Below are 19,549 nucleotides of genomic sequence, written 5' to 3'. Positions count from 1 at the left end.
GGATGTCCGCGCCCGCGATCCACGCAGATTCTGACCGCTCAGACCGCGGGTACGGAAACTGGGGACGGCACCGCCCGGATCGACCGGTACAGAGCAAGGAGTGCGGCGGGCGCGAAGATCAGCCCCACGAACAATGTCGGTTCGATCAGCATCGCCCAGTAAAAATTGTTGGGGCGGGCGAACAGCATCAGCATCGCCGCATAGCCGAGCTGGACGATCAGCATCGTCGTGCCCAGCCGCGATCGCCATGCGGCCCAGCCGAGCAATGCCAGCGGCACCACCGGCACCATCGTCCAAGCCGGAAGAAAGCGGAAAACCGATGATACATGGACGAAGGACAGATAGGCGGGCCATCCCCCCATCCCGCTCCAGCCTGGGGTGGTCATATCGCCGGGACGGACGAAGGCGGTCAGCGTCGTCGCATGCCATGCCATCAAGGCCAGGAAGCCCAGTCCGATACCAAGCCAGCCGGTGGCGGCGCGCCAATCGCGGTCGATCAGCGCGAACAGGCCCAGCAACATCGCCACGGGCAGGACCGTTTCCCGCATCGCCAGCGCGAGCGCGATCACCGCCATCGCCGGCCAGGGACGGGCAGGGCGATAGAGGGCGAGCGCCAGCGCGATCAGCACGCCCGCCACCACTTCGTGCATCAGCACCCATTGGCGCGATACGATCTGCGACATGTTGACCGCCATGAGGAACGCACCGAAGCGCGCATAAGGCGGCAGATCACCGGCCATCAACCGCTTTCGCCACAGAAGAAACGCCGCAAGACCGGTCAACGTCAGCAGCGCGACCGACCCGCGCAGGCCGATTACCGCCATGATTTCGGCCTGGGTGGGCAGGCGTACGGTGAAGAAGGGATGCAGCGGATAGCGATGCGCGCGCTGCGTTTCCGTCGCGGCGGGATAATAGGATTGGCCCGCCTCCATCTTGCGCAGGATGTTGAGGTACAGCGCATGATCGCCGACCATGCCTTCGAACTTCATCGATGTGGGCTTGGCGGGCTGTACCCGCTTGCCGCCCACGCCGCCGCTCCATCCGGCCACCATCAGCGCGGCGAGCAGGACCAGCACGGCCGCGGCCCAAAGCCGCGGGATGGCCGAAAAGCGGTTCCAGCCGGTGGCGGCCGTCGGCGCTATTTGCGCCACGTCAGCGCCGAAGACATGGCGAAATTCCAGATCGCGCCTACCAAGACCCCGGCGACGCCCGCGACCCACCAACGCTCATTCTGCCCGGCGAGCCAGGTGCCGATGCCGATATTGGCGAGCGCGCCGACCGCCGAGATCGCATAGAAGCTCGCCAGTCCGCCCAGCACCGCCCAGCCCTTGAGCTTGCGGTCGGCGTAGGTGAAGCTGTTGTTGAGGAAGAAATTGAACGCGATCGCGGTCACGACCGCTCCGGTCTGCGCCATCATGAAACTGTTGCCGGCGGTCAGCAGCGCCCACAGCACCGACAGGTGGACGATGACGCCCAGTCCGCCGACCATCAGGAATTTGAGCAGCCGGACCGGCACGAAGCGGCCGATCGTCTTTTCGGCGAGCAGTTCGGCATATTCGGCGATGACGCGCGCGCCGATCTTGCTCTCGCCCGCTTCGCGGGTGCGGAATTGATAGGGAATTTCGGCGACGCGCAGCGGCGTCGGCGACGACGCCAATATGTCGGCCAGTATCTTGAAGCCGATCGCCGACAGGCGTGGCAGCGCCGCGTCGAAGGCTTCGCGGCGCATCGCGAAAAAGCCGCTCATCGGATCGCTCACCTTGGTGCGCAGCGCGATCTGGCCGATTTTTGTCGCAAACTGGCTCATCGACACGCGCAGCGCGCTCCATTCGCCGACGCCGCCGCCATCGACGTAGCGGGTGCCGACGGCGATGTCGGCGTCGTTCGAGGCCACCGCGTCGATCAGGCGCGGCAGCGCGTCTTCGCTGTGCTGAAGATCGCCGTCCATCACCGCGATCACCGGAGCGGCCGTCGCCAGCACCCCTTCGATCACCGCTGACGACAGGCCGCGGCGGCCGACGCGCTGAACGATGCGGACGTGGCGCGAGTTGCGGGCAATGCGGCGCACGACGTCGCTGGTACCGTCGGGCGAATTATCGTCGACGAACAGCACTTCCCAGCCGCGACCGGCAAGGACGTTCGTCAGCTTCTCGACTAGCCGCTCGACATTGGCGGCCTCGTTGAGCGTCGGGACGACGACCGCGACTTCGAGCGGGAGGGTGTCAACCGACACGATCGGGTCGGCAAGGGCGGTTTCGTGGTGCATATCGGGTGAAGATGCCTCGGTTCGATCGAGCGGTACCGCCCTGTTGGTCCTCAAAAACGCTAGCGAATTAAGGTAAATCTTTGGTAATCACAATCGGCCTTGGCGGCGGCGATCAACCGCCCAGCGCAAGGAGGATCGCAGCACCTGCGGCCGCCCCGGCGAGCGCGGTCAGCGCATAGCGCCATGCTGTCCGCTTTTCGCCCTTTTCCCACATCAGCCGGACATCGGGGAGCGGCGGCGCGGGCGGAGCAGCGCCCGGCTTCGGCAATTGCGCGTCGAGGCGGCGGATGATGTCGGGGATCAGCGCCAGCGTCCGCCCCTGTTCGCGCAGCCCATCGGCCAGCGCGGCTTCGGGGCCCAGTTCGTCACGAATCCATCCTTGCACGAACGGTCCCGATACATCCCACATGTTGATCCGCGGGTTGAGCATCGTGGCCACGCCCTCGACCATCACCATCGTCTTTTGCAGCAGCAGCAGATGCGGCTGGGTCTGCATGTCGAAGTCGCGGGTGATCGCGAACAGTCCGTCGAGCATCTGCCCGACCGACAGCTCGCTCACCGGTTTGCCGCGCATCGGCTCGCCGACCGCGCGCAGCGCCGTCGCGAATTCCTCGACGCTGTGATAGTCGGGGACATATTGCGCCTCGAAATGAATCTCGGCGACGCGGCGGTAATTGCCGGTGGTCAGCCCATAGAGGATCTCGGCGAGCCAGTAGCGCGCCTGTCGGTTGATCCGCCCCATGATGCCGAAATCGACCGCCGCGATCGTCCCGTCGGCCTTCACGAACAAATTGCCCTGGTGCATGTCGGCGTGGAAGAACCCCTCGGCGATCGCCTGGCGCAGAAAGGCCTGGACCAGATTGGTCGCCAGCTTTTCCATGTCGTGCCCCGCCGCGACCAGCGCTTCGCGGTGCGAAATCTTGATCCCGTCGATCCAGTCGAGCGTCATGACGCGCGACGCGGTGCGGTCCCAGTCGATCGCGGGCACTTCGTAGGTTGGCTCGGCCGCCATTGCCTCGCGCAGTTCGGATGCCGACGCGGCTTCGCGGCGCAGGTCGAGCTCGCGCAGCGTCCAGCGGCGGAAATTGGCGATCACCTGCCGCGGCCGCAGCCGTGCGGCTTCGCCGCCCAGTGCCTCGAGGTGCGCGGCGGCCCATTCATAGGTTTCGATGTCGCGCGCGAACTGCTTGTCGATGCCGGGTCGGCGAACCTTGACCGCGACCTGCCGGCCCTCGGTGGTCACCGCGCGGTGAACCTGCGCGATCGAGGCCGAACCGACAGGTTCGGGATCAAATTCGCTGTACAGGCTTTCGAGCGGTGCCTCGAACGTCGCCTCGATCTCGGCACGGATGCGGGCAAAGGTCACGGGCGCGAGCGCGTCCTGCAGGGTCAGCAGGTTGCGCGCCGCCTCTTCGCCGACGAGATCGGGACGCGTCGCGAGCGTCTGTCCCAGCTTGACCGCCGCCGGTCCGATCGCCTGGAAGGCGGCGGCATAATCGGGCACCTTGGGCTGAATCGTGCCGAGCCGCGCGATGCGGCACAGCCGCTTGACCCCTGGCGGCGTCTGCGGCGCGGTCTCGATCCCGCGCAGCGCACCGTGGCGCGCCAGGATGCGGCCCCACTTCAGCAGGCGGGCAATATGGGTGACGGGTCGGGTCAAGCCTTCCACCCGCTATGGATCGCGACCAGTCCGCCCAAAATCGGTTCGACCTTCACCGCGGTAAAGCCCGCATCGCGAATCATCTGCGCAAAGCGCGGCATCGGCGGGAAGCGGCGGATCGATTCGATCAGATAGCGATAGCTGTCTTCATCGTCGGCGATCAGCTTGCCGAGCTTGGGCACCAGATGGTGCGAATAGGCGTCATAGACCTGCGCAAAGCCGGGCCATTCGTTGGTCGAAAATTCGAGGCAGAAGAAGCGCCCGCCATAGCGCAGAACACGGTGCGCCTCTTTCAGCGCGGCGGGAATGTCGGTCACGTTGCGGATGCCGAAGGCGATCGTATAGGCGTCGAAAAACTGGTCGGGAAAGCTCAGCTTCTCGGCATTTTGTTCGGACCATACCAGCGTGTCGATGCCGCGCTCCGCCGCGCGTTCCATGCCGACGCCCAGCATGTCGGGATTGATATCGGCGACCGTGATGCTCGCGCCCGACGGCTCCATGCGAAAGGCGATGTCGCCGGTGCCGCCCGCCATGTCGAGGATCGCCTCGCCTGCGCGCGGCTTGACGCGCCGGACAAAACGGTCCTTCCACAGCCGGTGCATCCCGCCCGACATCGCGTCGTTCATGATGTCATATTTGCGCGCAACGCGGCTGAACACCTCGCCGACCATCGCGGTCTTCGCGGTCGCCGGGACCTGTTCATAGCCGAAGCTGACGGAGTCGGGGGTGGTCATCGGGTGCGCGCCTTTGCGGGGAAAGCCTCTTTCAGCAGCGCCTTTAGCCGGGCCTTGCCGCGCGCGCAAATGCCAGATACCGCTGGCGCGAAATGCCCGAGCTTCCCGAAGTCGAAACCACCGTGCGCGGCCTCGCGCCCTTTCTCGAGGGGCAGCGGCTCGTCACGGTCAGCACCTTCCGCCCCGATTTGCGGCGTCCCTTTCCCGCTGACCTTGCGCAGCGGCTGACCGGGGCGACGGTCACCCATCTCGCGCGGCGCGCCAAATATGGCATCGTCTCGACCGACCGCGACGACCATATGATCTTCCATCTCGGCATGTCGGGGCGGTGGCGCACCGAGGGCGGCGAGGCGGGCAAGCACGATCATCTGCTGCTCGAAACCGGCGCCGGACACCGCCTGTTTCTCCATGATCCGCGGCGGTTCGGGTCGGTCGATCTTGTGAATGGCGATCCGCTCGCGATCTTTCCCGCGTTCGTAACGCTGGGACCGGAGCCGCTGTCGGACAATTTCGACGCCGCCTATCTCGTGCGCGCGCTCGCCGGCCGCCGCGCGCCGATCAAGGCGATGCTGCTTGACCAGACGATCGTCGCGGGACTCGGCAACATCTATGTTTGCGAGGCGCTCAACATGGCGCGAATCGCGCCGACCCGCCCTGCGGCCGACGTCTCGCGGGCAAAGCTCGGCACGCTGGTACCGGCGATCAAGGCAGTGCTGGCGGCGGCGATTGCTGCGGGCGGTTCGACCTTGCGCGATTTCCTCAGTCCCGAAGGCGACCTCGGCTATTTTGCCAAGGATTGGCGCGTCTATGGCCGCGAGGGCGAGCGCTGCGAATGCGGCGGCACGATCGTGCGGATCGTCCAGTCGGGGCGGTCCACCTTCTATTGCCCCAAATGCCAGCGGTGAGCGTGATCGGATGCCGCTTTTCCAGCGAAAAGCGTTGACCTTCGGAGGCATGCTGGCTATGGGCCCACCCTTCGAGCAGGGTCCGGTCAACCGGAACCGGCCGCATCCGGACATTGATTCGCCGTCCACGCGCGATTCGGCTGCTCCGCTGCTGCTGTGCTCCGACCGTTGAACCGATTGGATATTTTGAGGAACTTATGGCCAATACGCCGCAGGCAAAAAAGCGCATCCGTCGCAACAGCGCGCGCACGCTGATCAACAAGAATCGCGTGTCGCGCATCCGCACGCTCGTGAAGAAGGTCGAAAACGCGGTTGCCGCCGGCGACAAGGCCGCCGCGACTGCAGCGCTCGCAGCGGCGCAGCCCGAAATGGCGCGCGGCGTTGCCAAGGGCGTCCTCCACAAGAACACGGTTGCGCGCAAATATTCGCGCCTGACCAAGAGCGTGAACGCGATCGCCTGATCCGCGCACGCCGCACCGTCCCGAAAGGGCACAAAAAAGGACCCGTCGGCCAAGCGCCCGCGGGTCCTTTTTTGTTACAGCGCGATGGCAAAGCTGTTGCAGCGCGGTAAGTGACGGATTTATCGCGATTCGTTTACCATGACGTTTTTACGCTGCACTAAATATCTGAAAAATATAAGAAATTTTGCCCTGCAACGCGTTTCCGCGTCCCCTTGCGAGTCAAGAATTTTATTTCAGATTTTTTACGCTCCGCACCCTTGATCGACTCGTCTCCCCCTGCCTAGAAAAAGGCGTCGTTGGCCTTCGCCGGCGGCCGCCACATCGACATGATTCGGAAAGCTTCGGGCTGCGCGCCCGGGACAGGATGCTTGCGCCCCGGCGTGGGCGCCCGGATCGGCATGTGGTGGGCTGCGGGGCGATCGGGCCGCCGTGGGGGCATATTGGGGGCATGGATTGTGGTGCAAAGCGGGGACAGGCGTGACGACAAGGCAGGCATGGAAACGATGAACGCCGATGCCGCGACGCTTTGGCCGCGCGTGGCCGAAGGGCTGCGCCGCGATCTGGGTGCGCGCACCTTCGATCATTGGCTGAAGCCCGTCCGTTTCGCCGAATATTGCACCCTGTCGGGCGTCGTGACGCTGGAAACCGCGAGCCGCTTTTCGGCCAACTGGATCAACGAACGATTCGGCGAGCGCCTCGAACTGGCGTGGCGCCAGCTGCTGCCCGCGGTGCGCAGCGTGTCGGTGCGCGGCGGAGTTGCCGCTGCCGAGCGGGCGAGCGTGCTCGCCTCGGCGCCGCTGCCGAGCTTCGAGGCGTCAGCGCCTGCTGCCGTGCCCGCCGCCAATCCCGCGCTGCTCGGCTTCGATCCGCGGCTCTGTTTCGATCGCTTCGTCGTCGCCCGCTCGAACATCCTCGCTGCCAATGCGGCGCGCCGCATGGCGATGGTGGAAACGCCGCAGTTCAACCCGCTCTATCTCTGCTCGGGCACCGGGCAGGGCAAGACGCATCTCCTGCAGGCAATCGCGCAGGACTATGCTGCCGCGCACCCGACCGCGACCATCATCCTGATGTCGGCGGAAAAATTCATGCTCGAATTCGTCGGCGCGATGCGCGGCGGCGACATGATGGCGTTCAAGGCGCGGCTCCGCGCCGCCGACCTCTTGCTCCTCGACGATCTGCAGTTCGTGATCGGCAAGAACTCGACGCAGGAAGAGCTGCTCCATACGATCGACGACCTGATGACCGCGGGCAAGCGGCTCGTCGTCACCGCCGACCGGCCGCCCGCGATGCTCGACGGGGTCGAGGCGCGGCTGCTGTCGCGCCTGTCGGGCGGGCTTGTCGCCGATATCGAGGCGCCCGAGGACGATCTGCGCGAACGCATCATCCGCCAGCGCCTTGCCGCCATGCCGATGGTCGAAGTGCCCGACGACGTCGTCGCCTATCTCGTCCGCCATTTCACGCGCAACATCCGCGAACTCGAAGGCGCGCTCAACAAGCTGCTCGCCTATGCAGCGCTGACCGGCGCCAAGGTCGATCTGGCGCTCGCCGAAGATCGGCTTGCCGAAAATGTCCGCAGCGCGCGCCCGCGGATCACGATCGAGGAAATCCAGCGTGCGGTCTGTGCCCATTACCGGCTCGACAAGGCCGAAATGGCGTCGAAACGCCGCGTCCGCGCGGTTGCGCGCCCGCGCCAGGTCGCGATGTATCTCGCCAAGGAACTGACGCCGCGCTCCTATCCCGAGATCGGCCGCCGCTTTGGCGGGCGCGACCATTCGACGGTGATCCACGCGGTCCGCACGGTCGAGGCGTTGCGCGTGACCGACAGCGAACTCGACGCCGAAATCGCCGCGATCCGGCGCAGCCTCAACAACTGATCCACAGACTTATACCGGGCTTATCCCGGACTTTTGCCGGGATCGGCGGGCGCTTCGGCCGTAGCGAAACTGCGCCCATTTTGACATCGGCATATCCTAGGGTCTTCACCCTACGGCGGCTTGACCGAAAGTTTCAGCTTGCTACTGATCGCGGGACATAAAGAAACCAAAAGTCTCTTGGAGAAGATGCCCGATGCACCCGTCTGTTCATGCTGCCAGCTCGCCCGACAAACCCGCAGTAATCGTCGCCGAAACCGGTGAGACGATCAGCTATGCCGAACTCGACGCAGCGTCGAACCGCGCCGCGCAGCTGTTTCGCAGCCACGGGCTGAAGCATGACGATGTCGTTGCTTTCATGCTGGAAAACACGCCGCATTATTATGGGCTGACCTGGGGGGCACAGCGCGCGGGGCTGCGCTATGTCTGCATTTCGTCGCGGCTGACGCAGGACGAGACCGACTATATCCTTGAAAATTCGGGCGCGAAGATGCTCGTCGTCTCGGCCAGCCTCGCATCCGCGGCACTCCAGCTCGAAACTCGGATCGAACGCTATTCGATGGGTGGCGCGATTGACGGATGGCCCCGAATCGAGGACGCGCTGGCCGCGATGCCCGCGACGCGTATCGCCGACGAACGCGCCGGGGTCGACATGCTCTATTCGTCGGGGACGACCGGCCGGCCCAAGGGGGTCAAGGTGCCGCTCCCCGAAGAGGAGGAGATCGACGCGCCGAACAGTCTGGTGATGCTCGCTTCGGCGGCGTTCGGCATCAACGCCGACAGCATCTATCTTTCGCCCGCGCCGCTCTATCACGCGGCGCCGCTCCGCTGGTCGATGACGATCCACCGGCTTGGCGGCACCGTCGTGCTGATGAAGAAATTCGACCCCGAAGCCGCGCTGGCGGCGATCCAGCATTATCACTGCAATGCGGCGCAGTTCGTGCCCACCCATTTCGTCCGCATGCTCAAATTGCCCGCGGAGGTGCGCGCGCAATATGATGTGTCGTCGATGAAGAGCGCGATCCACGCAGCGGCGCCGTGCCCGGTTCCGGTCAAGCAGGCAATGATCGACTGGTGGGGGCCGGTGCTGCTCGAATATTATGCGGGGTCGGAGGGCAATGGCATGACCTTTGCGACCAGCCAGGACTGGCTGGCGCACAAGGGCACCGTCGGCCGCGCGATCCTGGGGACCGTCCACATCGTCGGCGAGGATAATGAAACCGAAGTGCCGGTCGGCGAGGAGGGCGCGGTCTTTTTCGAAAGCGACAATGTCTTCGAATATCACGACGACCCCGAAAAGACCGCGTCGAGCCGCAATTCGAAGGGCTGGTCGACACTCGGCGACGTCGGCAAGCTCGATGCCGACGGCTTCCTTTATCTCACCGACCGCAAGAGCTTCATGATCATTTCGGGCGGGGTGAACATCTATCCGCAGGAGATCGAAAACCATCTCGTCACCCATCCTAGGGTTGCCGATGTCGCGGTCGTCGGCGGCCCGCACGAGGAAATGGGCGAGGAGGTGATCGCGGTGATTCAGCCCGCCGACATGGCCGACGCGACCGATGAATTCCGCGACGAGCTCGGCGCCTATGCGCGCCAGAAACTGTCGGGCGTGAAGGTGCCGCGCCGGATCGATTTCATGGAGGCGCTGCCGCGCCACGATACGGGCAAACTCTACAAGCGGCTGCTGCGCGACCAATATTGGGAAAAGAAGGCGTGAGCGCACCCCGCGTCAAGACGCGCGACCGCATTCTCGCTGCCGCGCTGCGCCTGTTCAACGAACAGCGCTTCGGCAGCGTATCCACCGCGGCTATCGCCGCCGATGTCGGCATCGCCGAGGGCAATCTCTGGTATCATTTCCGCAGCAAGCGCGCACTCCTCGACGCGATCAGCGCCGATTTCGCCGAGGCGATCGAAGAGCGGCTACAACTGCAGCCGTCCGACGACGGCGATCTGATCGAAGAATATGTCGCACTGCTCGCCTGCATGCAGCGCGAACTCCATACCTTCCGGTTTCTCTATCGCGACCGCGCCGATTATGGCGAATCGAGTCCGATCATTCTCGACCACATCGACGGCTGGTACGAACGCGTGCACGGCCAGCTGATGCTCTATCTCGGCGCGATGATCGATCGCGGCTACCTCGACTGGTCGCGCGCGCGGCTCGGCGATCTTTGCACCAATGCGCTGGTGATCCTGCGCTTCGGCCTCGAATATCAGCGCGAGATGGACCCGGCGGCGGTCGGCGACCTCGATAGCGCGCGCTGGACGGTCGAACGGCATCTGACCTTGTTCGAGGACCGGCTCGATCCCGCTGCGGCGCGCCGCTTCCACCGCGCGATCGAACAGGCCGACCTGCAGGCCTGACGCGCCCCTCCATTTCCGAAGGACCGATCATGCCGCGCCAGCTGGAATTCTTTTTCGACCTATCGTCGCCCTGGACTTATCTGGCGTTCACCAACGTCCAGCCGCTGATCGCGCGCACCGGCGCCAGCGCGACCTTTCGGCCGATCCTGGTCGGCGGGGTGTTCAACGCTGTGAACCAATCGGTCTACGCGGCGCGCGAACAGAGCGGCAATCGCAAGCTGCAACATAGCTGGAAGGTGCTGGGGGACTGGGCGCGGCTTGCGGGGGTGGAGATGAATTTCCCCTCCCGCTGGCATCCGGCAAAGAGCGTCGCGGCGATGCGCTTCGCCACCGCGCTCGAGCCCGATCAGCCGGCGCTGATCGCCTTCGCCCGGGCGGCGTTCGAATCCTATTTCGGCGCGCAGGACAATCTCGACGACCCCGCGGTGCTCGAAGCGGCAGCAACGCGCGCGGGCCTCGACGGCGCGGCGATCCGCGACGCGGCGGCGAGCGATTCGGTCAAGGCGCGGCTGCGCGCCAATACCGACGAGGTGATCGCGCGCGGCGGCTATGGTTCGCCGTCGATGTTCGTCGACGGCGATGATATGTATTTCGGCAACGACCAACTGCCGCTCGTCGAAGCGGCGCTTTTGAAAGCCTGAGAGGATTCTCCATGCAGGACCGTATTTCGATCACCATGCTCGACGACGGCATCGCCGACGTCCGCCTGATCCGCACCGACAAGATGAACGCGCTCGACGGCGCGATGTGGGAGGCGCTTGCAGCGGCGGTCGACCAGCTCAAGGCGACCGCGGGGCTGCGCGTCGTCGTCCTGTCGGGCGAGGGGCGCGCCTTTTGCGCCGGGCTCGATCTCTCCAGCCTCGGCGGCGAGCGCGATCCGGGCGCGACCAGCGCCGGCGGCGGGCTCGCCGAACGGACGCGCGGCCTTGCCAACAACGCGCAATATGCCGCCTGGGGCTGGCGCGAACTGCCGGTGCCGGTGATCGCGGCGGTGCACGGCGTCGCCTTTGGCGCGGGCAGCCAGATCATGGCCGCAGCCGATATCCGCATCGTTCATCCCGATACGCGGATCGCGATCATGGAAATGCGCTGGGGCCTTGTCCCCGATGTCGCCGGCATGGCGCTGTGGCGCACCCAGGTCGCCGACGACGTGCTGCGCGAGATGATCTACACCAACCGCGAATTCAACGGCGTCGAGGCAAAGGCGCTGGGCTTTGCGACGCATGTCGCCGAAGAACCGCTCGCCAAGGCGATGGAACTTGCGGGGGTGATCGCGGGCAAGAATCCACATGCGATCCGCGGCGCCAAGCGGCTGTGCAACATGCTCGCCGACGCGAGCGATGCCGAAATCCTGCAGGCCGAAAGCGACGAACAGATAAAGGTCATCCGCACCCCCAATCAGATGGAGGCGGTGATGGCCCATATGCAGAAGCGCAAGCCCGACTTCGCCGATTGAGCGGAGGCGTCAGAGCATCGGATTCGTCAGAGTAAGCGCAAGAACCGCGCCGCGTTGCCCCAGTCGGCGGCGCGGCGGTCGCGCGCCTTTTGCGCTTCACTGTCGGCGCCCCAGCGGCGTTCCTGATACAGTTCGTCGAGGCTGACCGCCTCCCACAGCATGTCGGCGGCGAAGGCATCCTCGACGAGCGCGAGCCCGGCGACGAGCGACCCGCCGATGGTGACGAGAGGCGACAGCGGCGCGAGGCGAAAGGGATCGAGCGCGTGCACCGCCTCGCGCAGCGCCGCGACCGTCGCGGCGGGCTGGTCGATCGGCAGCACGCCTTGTGCCAGCGCGAATTCGATGCCGTGCCGCGCCTCCGCCCAGGCGAGCAGCGGATTCCACGCCGAAGCCTGTTCGCCTTGCAGCGCGGCATCGCGGTCGTCGCGGTAGCAGAGTAGATCCGTCTGGGCATAGGCGGCGATAGTCTCGGCAAAGGCCGCGCGGTCGCCCGTCGCCAGATCGATCGCGGCGTTGGCGATACCGGTCATCGGCATCGCCGCCGGGTCGATGTCGCTGCCCTGCGCATTCCATTCGGCGGCGATCGCTTCGGCGAGCCTCTCGCTCGGCACCACCAGCGGCGCGCGCGCGGGGGTGCGCACCGGGCGCCCGTCGAGCGCGATGCCTCGGCCGCCGTCCTGGGGGACGGTCGCGGCATTCTTCCAGAAGCGTTTCATGGCGCGGGCGGTGTCCGCCAGCGGCGCGCCAGGATGCGCGGCATGATTGCGAAATCGAACACGCCGGTCAGGACAACGATCACACCGATCCAGCGATCGGTGGGCTGACCGGCGATTGCCCAGCCGCCCCGTATGAGCACGAAGCCCGCCATGATGAAAAGCGCGCCGACGATTCGCATCGCCGACAGCGCGAAAAAGCGCTTCTTGGCCAGCCGGTCCTGTTCGTTGCTCATGCCCCCGCCTTATCGCCTGCGAGCTGGCGCATCAAATGCGCCAAGGCGCCGTGGCCCGTCCGCTCGATTCCCGCTGCCACGCGCTCGCGCTCGGCGGCAACCTTGTTCTGCGACAGTTTCACCGTCGGCCGCCATGCGCTGATCCGCATCTCGAAGCCGGTGATTGCGCTGGTCAACCGCGCGAAATAGCTGGCGTCCAACTTGGCGCGCGTCCACGGCGGATTTTCGCCAACGCGTGCCTCGTGCAGCATCGACAGCGTGTCGAGCTGCGCGACCAGTTCGGCATCGCCGAGCTTGCGCGGCACGCCTTCCATCTCGACCGCGACATAATTCCATGTCGGCACCGCGGTTGCGGCGTCGGTGTACCAGTTGGCGCTGACATAGGCATCGGGGCCCTGCACCACCGCGAGCGCCGGCGCGCCGGCAAGATGCTTCGTCAGCCCGTTACCGCGCGCGAGGTGGAATTGCAGCGTCGTCGCGTCGGCGCTGAGCACGACGGGCGCGTGGGCGACGCGCGGACCGTCGGGCGTCGCCGCGAAAATGGCGGCAAAGCCGATCTCGCGCACCAGCAGCGCGGCGAGATCGTCCTGCCGGGGCCGGAACGCCGGATTGGGGTGCATCAGCGCGGCTTCCGCGGCGCCGGACCACGGGCGCCCGTCTTGGCGGCGCCGGGCTTCGCCGGGCCGCGCTTTGCGGACGGTTTGCCGCCCGGCTTCGGTGCGCCGGATTTCGCCGTCCCCGGTTTCGACTTCGCTGCTTTCGCCGTCCCCTGTTTCGATTGGACCTTCGCCTCGGCACGGCCGCGCCGTTCACCGCGTCGTGCCTTGCGCACCTGCTTCGCATGCGCCTTGGCCTTCGCCTTCTGCACCGTCTTGGTCGATACGCGCGGCGCCTCTTCGGTCAGCAGGTCGCCGAGCAGCGGGTCGAAGCCCAGCGCCTCCAGACTTTCGGCGAAATGCGGCGGCAGCGGCGCGCTGATGTCGATCGCGCCGCCGTCGGGATGGTCGATGCGCAGCCGGCGGCTGTGCAGGTGCAGTTTGCGGCTGATGGTTCCGGTCAGGAACGCGCCCTTGCCGCCATATTTGCCGTCGCCGACGATCGGATGGCCGATCGCCGCCATATGGACGCGCAATTGATGCGTGCGGCCGGTCAGCGGCTGCAGTTCGACCCACGCCGCACTGTTCCCCGCGCGTTCGATGACGCGATAGCGCGATTTCGACGGCAGGCCTTTCTCGTCGACGTGCATCTTCTCGCCGCCCGATCCGGGTTGCTTGGCGAGCGGCAGGTCGATCTCGCCCTGCGCGATGTCGGGGACGCCGACAACGATCGCCCAATAGGTCTTGCGAGCGCTGCGGTTCGAAAAGGCCTTGGCGAACCATGCGGCGGCGCGCGGAGTGCGCGCGACGAGCAGCGCGCCCGACGTATCCTTGTCGAGCCGGTGGACCAGCTTGGGACGCACGGCGGCATCGCCCTGCAGGGCGCCGAGCAGGCCGTCGACATGGCTGTCGGTCTTGGTTCCGCCTTGCGTCGCGAGGCCCGGCGGCTTGTCGAGCACCAGCGCGCTCTTGTCGCGGTGGATGACCATCGCTTCGGCGAGCGCGATATCGGCGGGCGACAGCGCCTTTTCCTTGCGCGGCCGGGGGCCGGTTGGCGCCGTGGGCGGTACCGGCATCGCGATTGTCTGCCCCGCCTCGATCCGGTCCGAGACATCGGCCTTGCGCCCGTCGACGGTCAGTTCACCCGACCGGGCCCAGCGCGCGATCAGCGCGTGGGGCGTGCCCGGCCGGTGCCTTTTGAACCAGCGGTCGAGGCGGATGCCGTCATCCTCCTCGGCGACAATGGCGCTGTCGCCGCTCATGCGGGAAGCTGCCGCATCATGGCCATTCCGACGCCGCACGCCGCAATACCGATGATGACCGACGCGCCGACATAGGCCGCCGCTTGCGCCATCTGGCCCCGTTCGAACAGCGTCCAAAACTCCATGCTGAACGACGAGAAGGTGGTGAAGCCGCCCAGCACCCCGACGCCCAGGAACAGTCGGGCCTGATCGCTGCCGCCGCTACGCGCGAGCCAGCCGATCAGCAGCCCCATCATCAGGCTGCCGGCGATATTGACCGACAAGGTCCACCAGGGAAAGCCGGGGCCAAGCCGCGCGAGCAGGATCTGGCCGACCAGGTGCCGCGCACCCGCGCCGATCGCACCGCCGACCATGACAGGGAAAAGTCCGTTCATCCGCTCGCCCTAGCCGTAAAAGCGCGTGGCGCAAAGCCGGCGATCGCCCGTTGTTGATCGCATCGCTGCCTGTCGGCGACAGGGATCGTCGCCAAGGGGGCACGGCGATGAGAACAAAACAAGTTCCGATCGGACCTTCTTACCGCCTGTCGGCGCTCGGCGAATAGGTGCTGGCGCGCCAGGGAGAGCGCCTGCAGACGCGAAAGGGGCGCGGCCCCCCGGCTACGCCCCTTTCCCCCCTAAACCCCTTCCTCTGGTGGAAGGGGATAACTTTGTTCAGCGCGCGGCCATGCGCACCGGCTTGCCCGCCGATGCCCACTGGATCGCCTCGCTGCCGCCCATTTCGCGGACGAAGCAGCTCTGGCCCTGGGCCTTGAGGCTGCGGCACAGCTTCACGGCGTCGGCGCGCGAGCCGAGACCGTTGACGGTCAAGCGGAAGAAGGTGCGGCCATCGACGACCGCTGAATGGCTCGAAGCCGGATAAGCGGCCAGCACGCCGTTGCGCTTTTTCAACACGCCCCACTTTTCCTTGGCGATGCCCAGGCTGTCATAGGCGCCGAGCTGGACGGCCCAGCCCTGCGGCCTGGCGGCATCGAAGGCGGCGACGCGCGGCATGACCTTCGCGGCCAGTTCCTTCGCTTCGGGCGACGGCTTGCGAACATAATCGCCCGCGACGCGCGGCGCGGCGCGATAGGGCTTGGCGTCGGCCATGATGACGGGCGCGGCCTTGGGCTGCGGCAGATCGGTGACCGGCACGACGCCATTGGCGTCGCGCTGCGGCATCGGCAGTTCGACCGTGCGGATCGCGCTGTCGGCACTGGCGAGCAGCGGCGGCGGCGGCGCAAACTGACCGACCGGCGCGGGATCGGCGCTCGCCAGAACCGGGGCGTCGGCGGCCGGCGCGGTATCGGCGGCGGCCATCTGCGTACCGGCGAAGTTGCTGAGCGCAAGGCGCACCGGCATACCGGCATCCTGTTGCGGCGTCGTGCCGATCAGGCTCGCGACGCGAAGCTGCGAATTGGGTTGTTCGGCCAGTTTCGACCATTCGGCCATGCGCGTTTCCACCTTCGCGAGCGACAGATCCTGCGACGCGACGATGCGCGCCTGCGCCCAGCGGCCCGACAGGGCAAGCGCCAGCGCCAGATTCTGCCGCGTGCGCGCGGTCGCGCCTTCGGCGCGCGCGGCTTCGGTCAGGATATAGATTGCCGATTCGGTGTCTCCGGCCAGCGCGAGCGCGAGGCCGAGGTCGGGGGCCGGAACGGTATCGAAATTTTCCTTGAGCAGCGACACCGCCTGCGATGTCTTGCCCTGCGCGATATGCGCCAGCGTCATTGCGAGCACCGTGTTGCTGTCCTTGACGCCCAGCTCCATCGCTTCCGACAGGGCGTCGGTCGCCGAGGCGAAGCGTCCGTCGTTCAGATAGGCCTGACCGAGCAGCGCGCGGTAATGGCCGTCGCGTGGGCTCGCCGCGACCGCGGCTTCGGCAAGACCGACCGCCTTGCTGACCTTGCCATCCTCAAGGGCGGCGCGCGCCTTCTCGGCCGACGCGGCGGCAACCTCGGGCTTGCCCGCGGCGTCGTTCGGCCCCGCGGCGACCTTGCCCGGTGCGGCGCACCCGGTCGTGGTAACGCCCAGGACAAAGCCCGAAACGGCCAGCTTCATCAGCATGTTGCGGTTCATGTCAGGTCCCCCTTTATCTGGTCCGGATCAGGCCGACTTGCGCAGCGGGCGCGCGGCGGGCAGGCGGCTCGCCATCGCGTCGATTTCGGGCAAGGCCGACAGATAATCGTCGAGCAGTTCGGTCAGGATCGTCTGCGCCGACCGGTTGGTCACCGCACTCGCAAGGCGCAGGCGCAAATGGCGTTCGGCATCGAGGCGGAGCGTGAACGCCGCTTTTTCGCGAGCGCGCTGCGTTCGCGGCGCCTTGTCCTTCTTCGCCTTGGGCTCGGGCCGCGCCTCGACCTTGCGGGCCACGGCCGCGACGCGCTCGATCAGCGATTCCTGCTGGCGAACGATTTCGGGAACTTCGACTGCTTCGGGAGCAAAGTCGGCCGCCGGCGCGCCAGTCAGATCGACCGGCGTCGGATCGAGCGGCGCCATGTCGGCGGGCGTCAGGTCGGCCGTTTCTTCGGCGATCAGCTCGTGGCCGGTGCTGGCGTCGACCGCATGTTCGGCAGCGGCATTGTGATCGAGCACCGATCCGGCGAGCAGCGGCTTCAGATCGACCATACGTGCCGGTTCCGTCGACTGCTGCGGATCGACATCATAGCCCATGTCGTTCCAGCCCAGATCGTCATAGCCCTGCTGGCCGAAGGTCGCGGCGGGGCCGCTGCCGAGTGGCTGGCGGCGCATGGCAGGCCGTGCAGCGCCCTTGCGGGCCAGCAGTCCGGCGCTCAGCGATGCGAGGGGTTTGGGTTCGCCCATTTTTTCTACTCCCCCGTTCACTGGCCGGCCATGCGGCGGCCGAAACCGCCGCCCATCGGGCGGACGGTGCCGTAGCCGGGCTGTGCCGGCATCGGGGCGGAGAAGACGGTGCGGCGGAAATTCTTTTCCAGCCGGTCGTTTATATAGGTCCAAAGCTGGCGGATCTCGTCGGCCGAACGGCTGTTCGGATCGACCTCCATCACCGTGCGGCCATCGATCATCGAAGCCGCATAATCGGTGCGATGGTGCAGCGTCACCGGCGCGACGGTGCCGTGCTGCGACAGCGCAACCGCCGCTTCGCTTGTGATCTTGGCTTTCGGGGTTGCCGCGTTGACGACGAACACCAGCGGCTTGCCCGCGCGTTCGCACAGGTCGACGGTGGCGCCGACGGCGCGCAGGTCGTGGGGGCTCGGACGCGTCGGGACGACGATCAGCTCGGCGACCGAAATCACGCTCTGGATCGCCATGGTGATCGCGGGCGGTGTGTCGATGACCGCGAGCTTGAAGCCCTGCTGGCGCAATATCTCGAGGTCGGACGCCAGCCGCGCGACGGTCGTCTGCGCAAAGGCCGGCAGATCGGTCTCGCGTTCATTCCACCAGTCGGCAAGCGAACCCTGCGGATCGATGTCGATCAGGACGACCGGACCGGCGCCTGCAAGCTGGGCCTGCACCGCCAGATGCCCCGACAGGGTCGTCTTGCCCGACCCGCCCTTTTGTGAAGCCAATGCCAGAACGCGCACTGCTGTCCCCCTGAAAAAATCAACGAATTGGCGGGGGAATGCCATGCAGGGAGCTAAAATTGGGTTAACGATGATAAAAAGAAGGTGAACGAATTGCGCAGAAATCTGGTTAACAAGGCGTCAGTAACGACATGTGCCGAAGCGGGGCAACTTCGCTGCGCCCGGCCTCTATGCTAAGGGGCTGTTAGCCATTTGGGGTTAGGACCGGCTGCCGCGACGGCCGGCCGCCCGGTGCGGCGCAAGTCATTGGAGAATAAGATGCGTTCATTTCGCACCGCGCTGCGCCTCGCGCTCCCGATCGCTTCGGCCCTCGCTTTCGCGCTGCCCGCTCACGCGGACGTCAAGGATGGCGTCGACGCGTGGCAGGCCGGCGATTTTGCGAAGGCGGTGGCCGAATGGCGGCCGCTGGCGCTCGCCGGCGATGCCGATGCGCAGTTCAATCTGGGCCAGGCGTACAAGCTCGGGCGCGGTGTGGCGGTCGATCTGGTGCAGGCCGAAAGCTGGTATCGCCGCGCCGCAAAACAGGGCCATCTCCAGGCTGAGGATAATCTTGGCCTCGTCATCTTCACCGCCGGGCGGCAGAAGGAGGCGATGCCCTATATCATCCGCTCGGCCGAACGCGGCGAGCCGCGCGCGCAATATGTACTCGGCACCGCGCTGTTCAACGGCGACCTCATCGCCAAGGACTGGCCGCGCAGCTATGCGCTGACGAAACGCGCCAGCGATGCCGGGCTGACTGTCGCCTCGGCGCGGCTGGTCCAGCTCGACCAGCTCGTGCCGCTCGACCAGCGTCAGCGCGGGCTCGCCATGCTGCCGCAGATGGAAAAGGACGAAGCGCGTGCGCGTCTCGCGGCGGTCAGTGCGGGCGCCCCGGCGCCCGACGCAGCGCCCGCGCCGACGATCCGCACGGCCCGCCTGCCGGCCTCCCAACCGGGCGCGAGCTATACGCCGCCGCCGCTGATCGAACCGCAGCCCTCCGCCGCGAAGCCCGCCAAGGCGCGCGACGCCGCCACCGCCGCGAGCGAAGCGAGAGCCGATGGCGTCGCCGCGACGGCCGCCGCCAAGCCAGGGACCAGCTATGCTGCGCCGCCGCTGGCGGGCCCGCTGCCGGCAACCCCGGCCGCGGCTCCGGCGCCCAAACGTATCCGCGTCGAACCGGCGGCGACGCCCGATGCCGCGGCCAAGCCCGCGCCGGTGCGCGTCGCAACCTCCGGCCCCTGGCGCGCACAGCTCGGCGCCTTTGCCGTTGATGGCAATGCGAAGAAATTGTGGGCGACGCTGGCGCGCAAATATCCCGCCGTCGCGGCCCAGACCCCCGCCTATGTCAAGGCGGGGTCGGTCACGCGGCTTCACGCCACTGGCTTTGCCACCCGCGCCGATGCCCAGGGCTTTTGCGCTACGCTCCAGAAGAGCGGACAGGCCTGCCTCGTCGTCGACAAATAGCCGTCGGCGCGGCAGGCCCGCTTCGCCTTACCTCAATCCGC

At 66.6% G+C, this 19,549-nt stretch carries 20 protein-coding genes; 8 read left to right on the top strand and 12 right to left on the bottom strand.

What is annotated here, in order from left to right:
* Positions 1 to 38: 38 nt before the first annotated feature.
* From AOA14_RS06010 to AOA14_RS05995, 4 genes are read right to left on the bottom strand one after another with little or no spacing between them, the layout of a single operon-like run.
* Complete coding sequence (locus AOA14_RS06010; protein ID WP_062901159.1) at positions 39 to 1,151, bottom strand: hypothetical protein; 1,113 nt, start codon at positions 1,149 to 1,151, stop codon at positions 39 to 41.
* Positions 1,139 to 2,320: a glycosyltransferase gene (locus AOA14_RS06005; RefSeq protein ID WP_322787189.1), complete on the bottom strand. Its 1,182-nt coding sequence runs from the start codon at positions 2,318 to 2,320 to the stop codon at positions 1,139 to 1,141. Before AOA14_RS06005 ends, AOA14_RS06010 begins: the two co-directional genes overlap by 13 nt.
* Before the next feature lie 58 nt (positions 2,321 to 2,378).
* Positions 2,379 to 3,926 carry a 2-polyprenylphenol 6-hydroxylase gene (ubiB, locus tag AOA14_RS06000; RefSeq protein ID WP_062903035.1) on the bottom strand — a complete coding sequence of 516 codons (1,548 nt, stop codon included), beginning with the start codon at positions 3,924 to 3,926 and terminating at the stop codon, positions 2,379 to 2,381.
* Positions 3,923 to 4,660: a class I SAM-dependent methyltransferase gene (locus tag AOA14_RS05995; RefSeq protein WP_062901157.1), complete on the bottom strand. Its 738-nt coding sequence runs from the start codon at positions 4,658 to 4,660 to the stop codon at positions 3,923 to 3,925. The genes ubiB and AOA14_RS05995 overlap by 4 nt, the downstream gene beginning before the upstream one ends.
* 92 nt (positions 4,661 to 4,752) lie before the next feature.
* Here AOA14_RS05995 and mutM point away from each other — a divergent pair, with 92 nt between their 5' ends.
* From mutM to AOA14_RS05960, 7 genes are all read left to right on the top strand, one after another.
* On the top strand, positions 4,753 to 5,565 hold the full coding sequence (gene mutM / locus AOA14_RS05990) for a bifunctional DNA-formamidopyrimidine glycosylase/DNA-(apurinic or apyrimidinic site) lyase (protein WP_062901156.1): 813 nt from the start codon (positions 4,753 to 4,755) through the stop codon (positions 5,563 to 5,565).
* Between the two features lie 197 nt (positions 5,566 to 5,762).
* Complete coding sequence (rpsT, locus tag AOA14_RS05985) at positions 5,763 to 6,026, top strand: 30S ribosomal protein S20 (protein ID WP_003048739.1); 264 nt, start codon at positions 5,763 to 5,765, stop codon at positions 6,024 to 6,026.
* A gap of 503 nt (positions 6,027 to 6,529) precedes the next feature.
* Positions 6,530 to 7,900 carry a chromosomal replication initiator protein DnaA gene (dnaA, locus tag AOA14_RS05980; RefSeq protein ID WP_062903034.1) on the top strand — a complete coding sequence of 457 codons (1,371 nt, stop codon included), beginning with the start codon at positions 6,530 to 6,532 and terminating at the stop codon, positions 7,898 to 7,900.
* A gap of 193 nt (positions 7,901 to 8,093) precedes the next feature.
* On the top strand, positions 8,094 to 9,617 hold the full coding sequence (locus tag AOA14_RS05975; protein ID WP_062901155.1) for an acyl-CoA synthetase: 1,524 nt from the start codon (positions 8,094 to 8,096) through the stop codon (positions 9,615 to 9,617).
* Positions 9,614 to 10,264, top strand: a complete 651-nt coding sequence (locus tag AOA14_RS05970) for a TetR/AcrR family transcriptional regulator (RefSeq protein ID WP_062901154.1) — start codon at positions 9,614 to 9,616, stop codon at positions 10,262 to 10,264. The genes AOA14_RS05975 and AOA14_RS05970 overlap by 4 nt, the downstream gene beginning before the upstream one ends.
* 29 nt (positions 10,265 to 10,293) lie before the next feature.
* On the top strand, positions 10,294 to 10,905 hold the full coding sequence (locus tag AOA14_RS05965) for a 2-hydroxychromene-2-carboxylate isomerase (protein WP_062901153.1): 612 nt from the start codon (positions 10,294 to 10,296) through the stop codon (positions 10,903 to 10,905).
* Between the two features lie 11 nt (positions 10,906 to 10,916).
* Positions 10,917 to 11,720, top strand: a complete 804-nt coding sequence (locus tag AOA14_RS05960; protein ID WP_062901152.1) for a crotonase/enoyl-CoA hydratase family protein — start codon at positions 10,917 to 10,919, stop codon at positions 11,718 to 11,720.
* Between the two features lie 26 nt (positions 11,721 to 11,746).
* On the opposite strand, the gene AOA14_RS05955 is transcribed toward AOA14_RS05960, so the two are convergent.
* The 8 genes from AOA14_RS05955 to AOA14_RS05920 form a co-directional block, all read right to left on the bottom strand.
* Positions 11,747 to 12,436 (bottom strand): ATP12 family chaperone protein, encoded by a 690-nt coding sequence (locus AOA14_RS05955; protein ID WP_062901151.1) that lies wholly within the window; start codon positions 12,434 to 12,436, stop codon positions 11,747 to 11,749.
* Positions 12,433 to 12,669 carry a hypothetical protein gene (locus AOA14_RS05950; RefSeq protein ID WP_003048754.1) on the bottom strand — a complete coding sequence of 79 codons (237 nt, stop codon included), beginning with the start codon at positions 12,667 to 12,669 and terminating at the stop codon, positions 12,433 to 12,435. Before AOA14_RS05950 ends, AOA14_RS05955 begins: the two co-directional genes overlap by 4 nt.
* The gene (locus AOA14_RS05945; protein ID WP_062901150.1) at positions 12,666 to 13,289 is read right to left on the bottom strand and encodes an FMN-binding negative transcriptional regulator; all 624 of its coding nucleotides are present in this window, start codon (positions 13,287 to 13,289) and stop codon (positions 12,666 to 12,668) included. Before AOA14_RS05945 ends, AOA14_RS05950 begins: the two co-directional genes overlap by 4 nt.
* Positions 13,289 to 14,527 carry an RluA family pseudouridine synthase gene (locus AOA14_RS05940; RefSeq protein ID WP_062901149.1) on the bottom strand — a complete coding sequence of 413 codons (1,239 nt, stop codon included), beginning with the start codon at positions 14,525 to 14,527 and terminating at the stop codon, positions 13,289 to 13,291. The genes AOA14_RS05945 and AOA14_RS05940 overlap by 1 nt, the downstream gene beginning before the upstream one ends.
* Positions 14,524 to 14,901, bottom strand: coding sequence for a fluoride efflux transporter CrcB (crcB, locus tag AOA14_RS05935; RefSeq protein ID WP_062901148.1), 378 nt, complete (start codon positions 14,899 to 14,901; stop codon positions 14,524 to 14,526). The genes AOA14_RS05940 and crcB overlap by 4 nt, the downstream gene beginning before the upstream one ends.
* 276 nt (positions 14,902 to 15,177) lie before the next feature.
* Complete coding sequence (locus AOA14_RS05930) at positions 15,178 to 16,581, bottom strand: SPOR domain-containing protein (RefSeq protein ID WP_062901147.1); 1,404 nt, start codon at positions 16,579 to 16,581, stop codon at positions 15,178 to 15,180.
* Positions 16,582 to 16,608: 27 nt separating this feature from the next.
* Positions 16,609 to 17,325: a hypothetical protein gene (locus tag AOA14_RS05925; RefSeq protein WP_062901146.1), complete on the bottom strand. Its 717-nt coding sequence runs from the start codon at positions 17,323 to 17,325 to the stop codon at positions 16,609 to 16,611.
* Between the two features lie 17 nt (positions 17,326 to 17,342).
* Positions 17,343 to 18,065, bottom strand: coding sequence for an AAA family ATPase (locus AOA14_RS05920; protein ID WP_003048766.1), 723 nt, complete (start codon positions 18,063 to 18,065; stop codon positions 17,343 to 17,345).
* Between the two features lie 258 nt (positions 18,066 to 18,323).
* On the opposite strand from AOA14_RS05920, the gene AOA14_RS05915 reads away from it, so the two are divergent.
* Positions 18,324 to 19,508: an SPOR domain-containing protein gene (locus AOA14_RS05915; RefSeq protein WP_062901145.1), complete on the top strand. Its 1,185-nt coding sequence runs from the start codon at positions 18,324 to 18,326 to the stop codon at positions 19,506 to 19,508.
* Positions 19,509 to 19,549 lie beyond the last annotated feature (41 nt).

It is taken from the genome of Sphingopyxis terrae subsp. terrae NBRC 15098 (genome assembly GCF_001610975.1).
GTDB lineage: Bacteria > Pseudomonadota > Alphaproteobacteria > Sphingomonadales > Sphingomonadaceae > Sphingopyxis > Sphingopyxis terrae_A.
The sequence above is the reverse complement of the archived record's forward strand: the minus strand, read 5'-3'. Positions and strand labels throughout refer to the sequence as shown.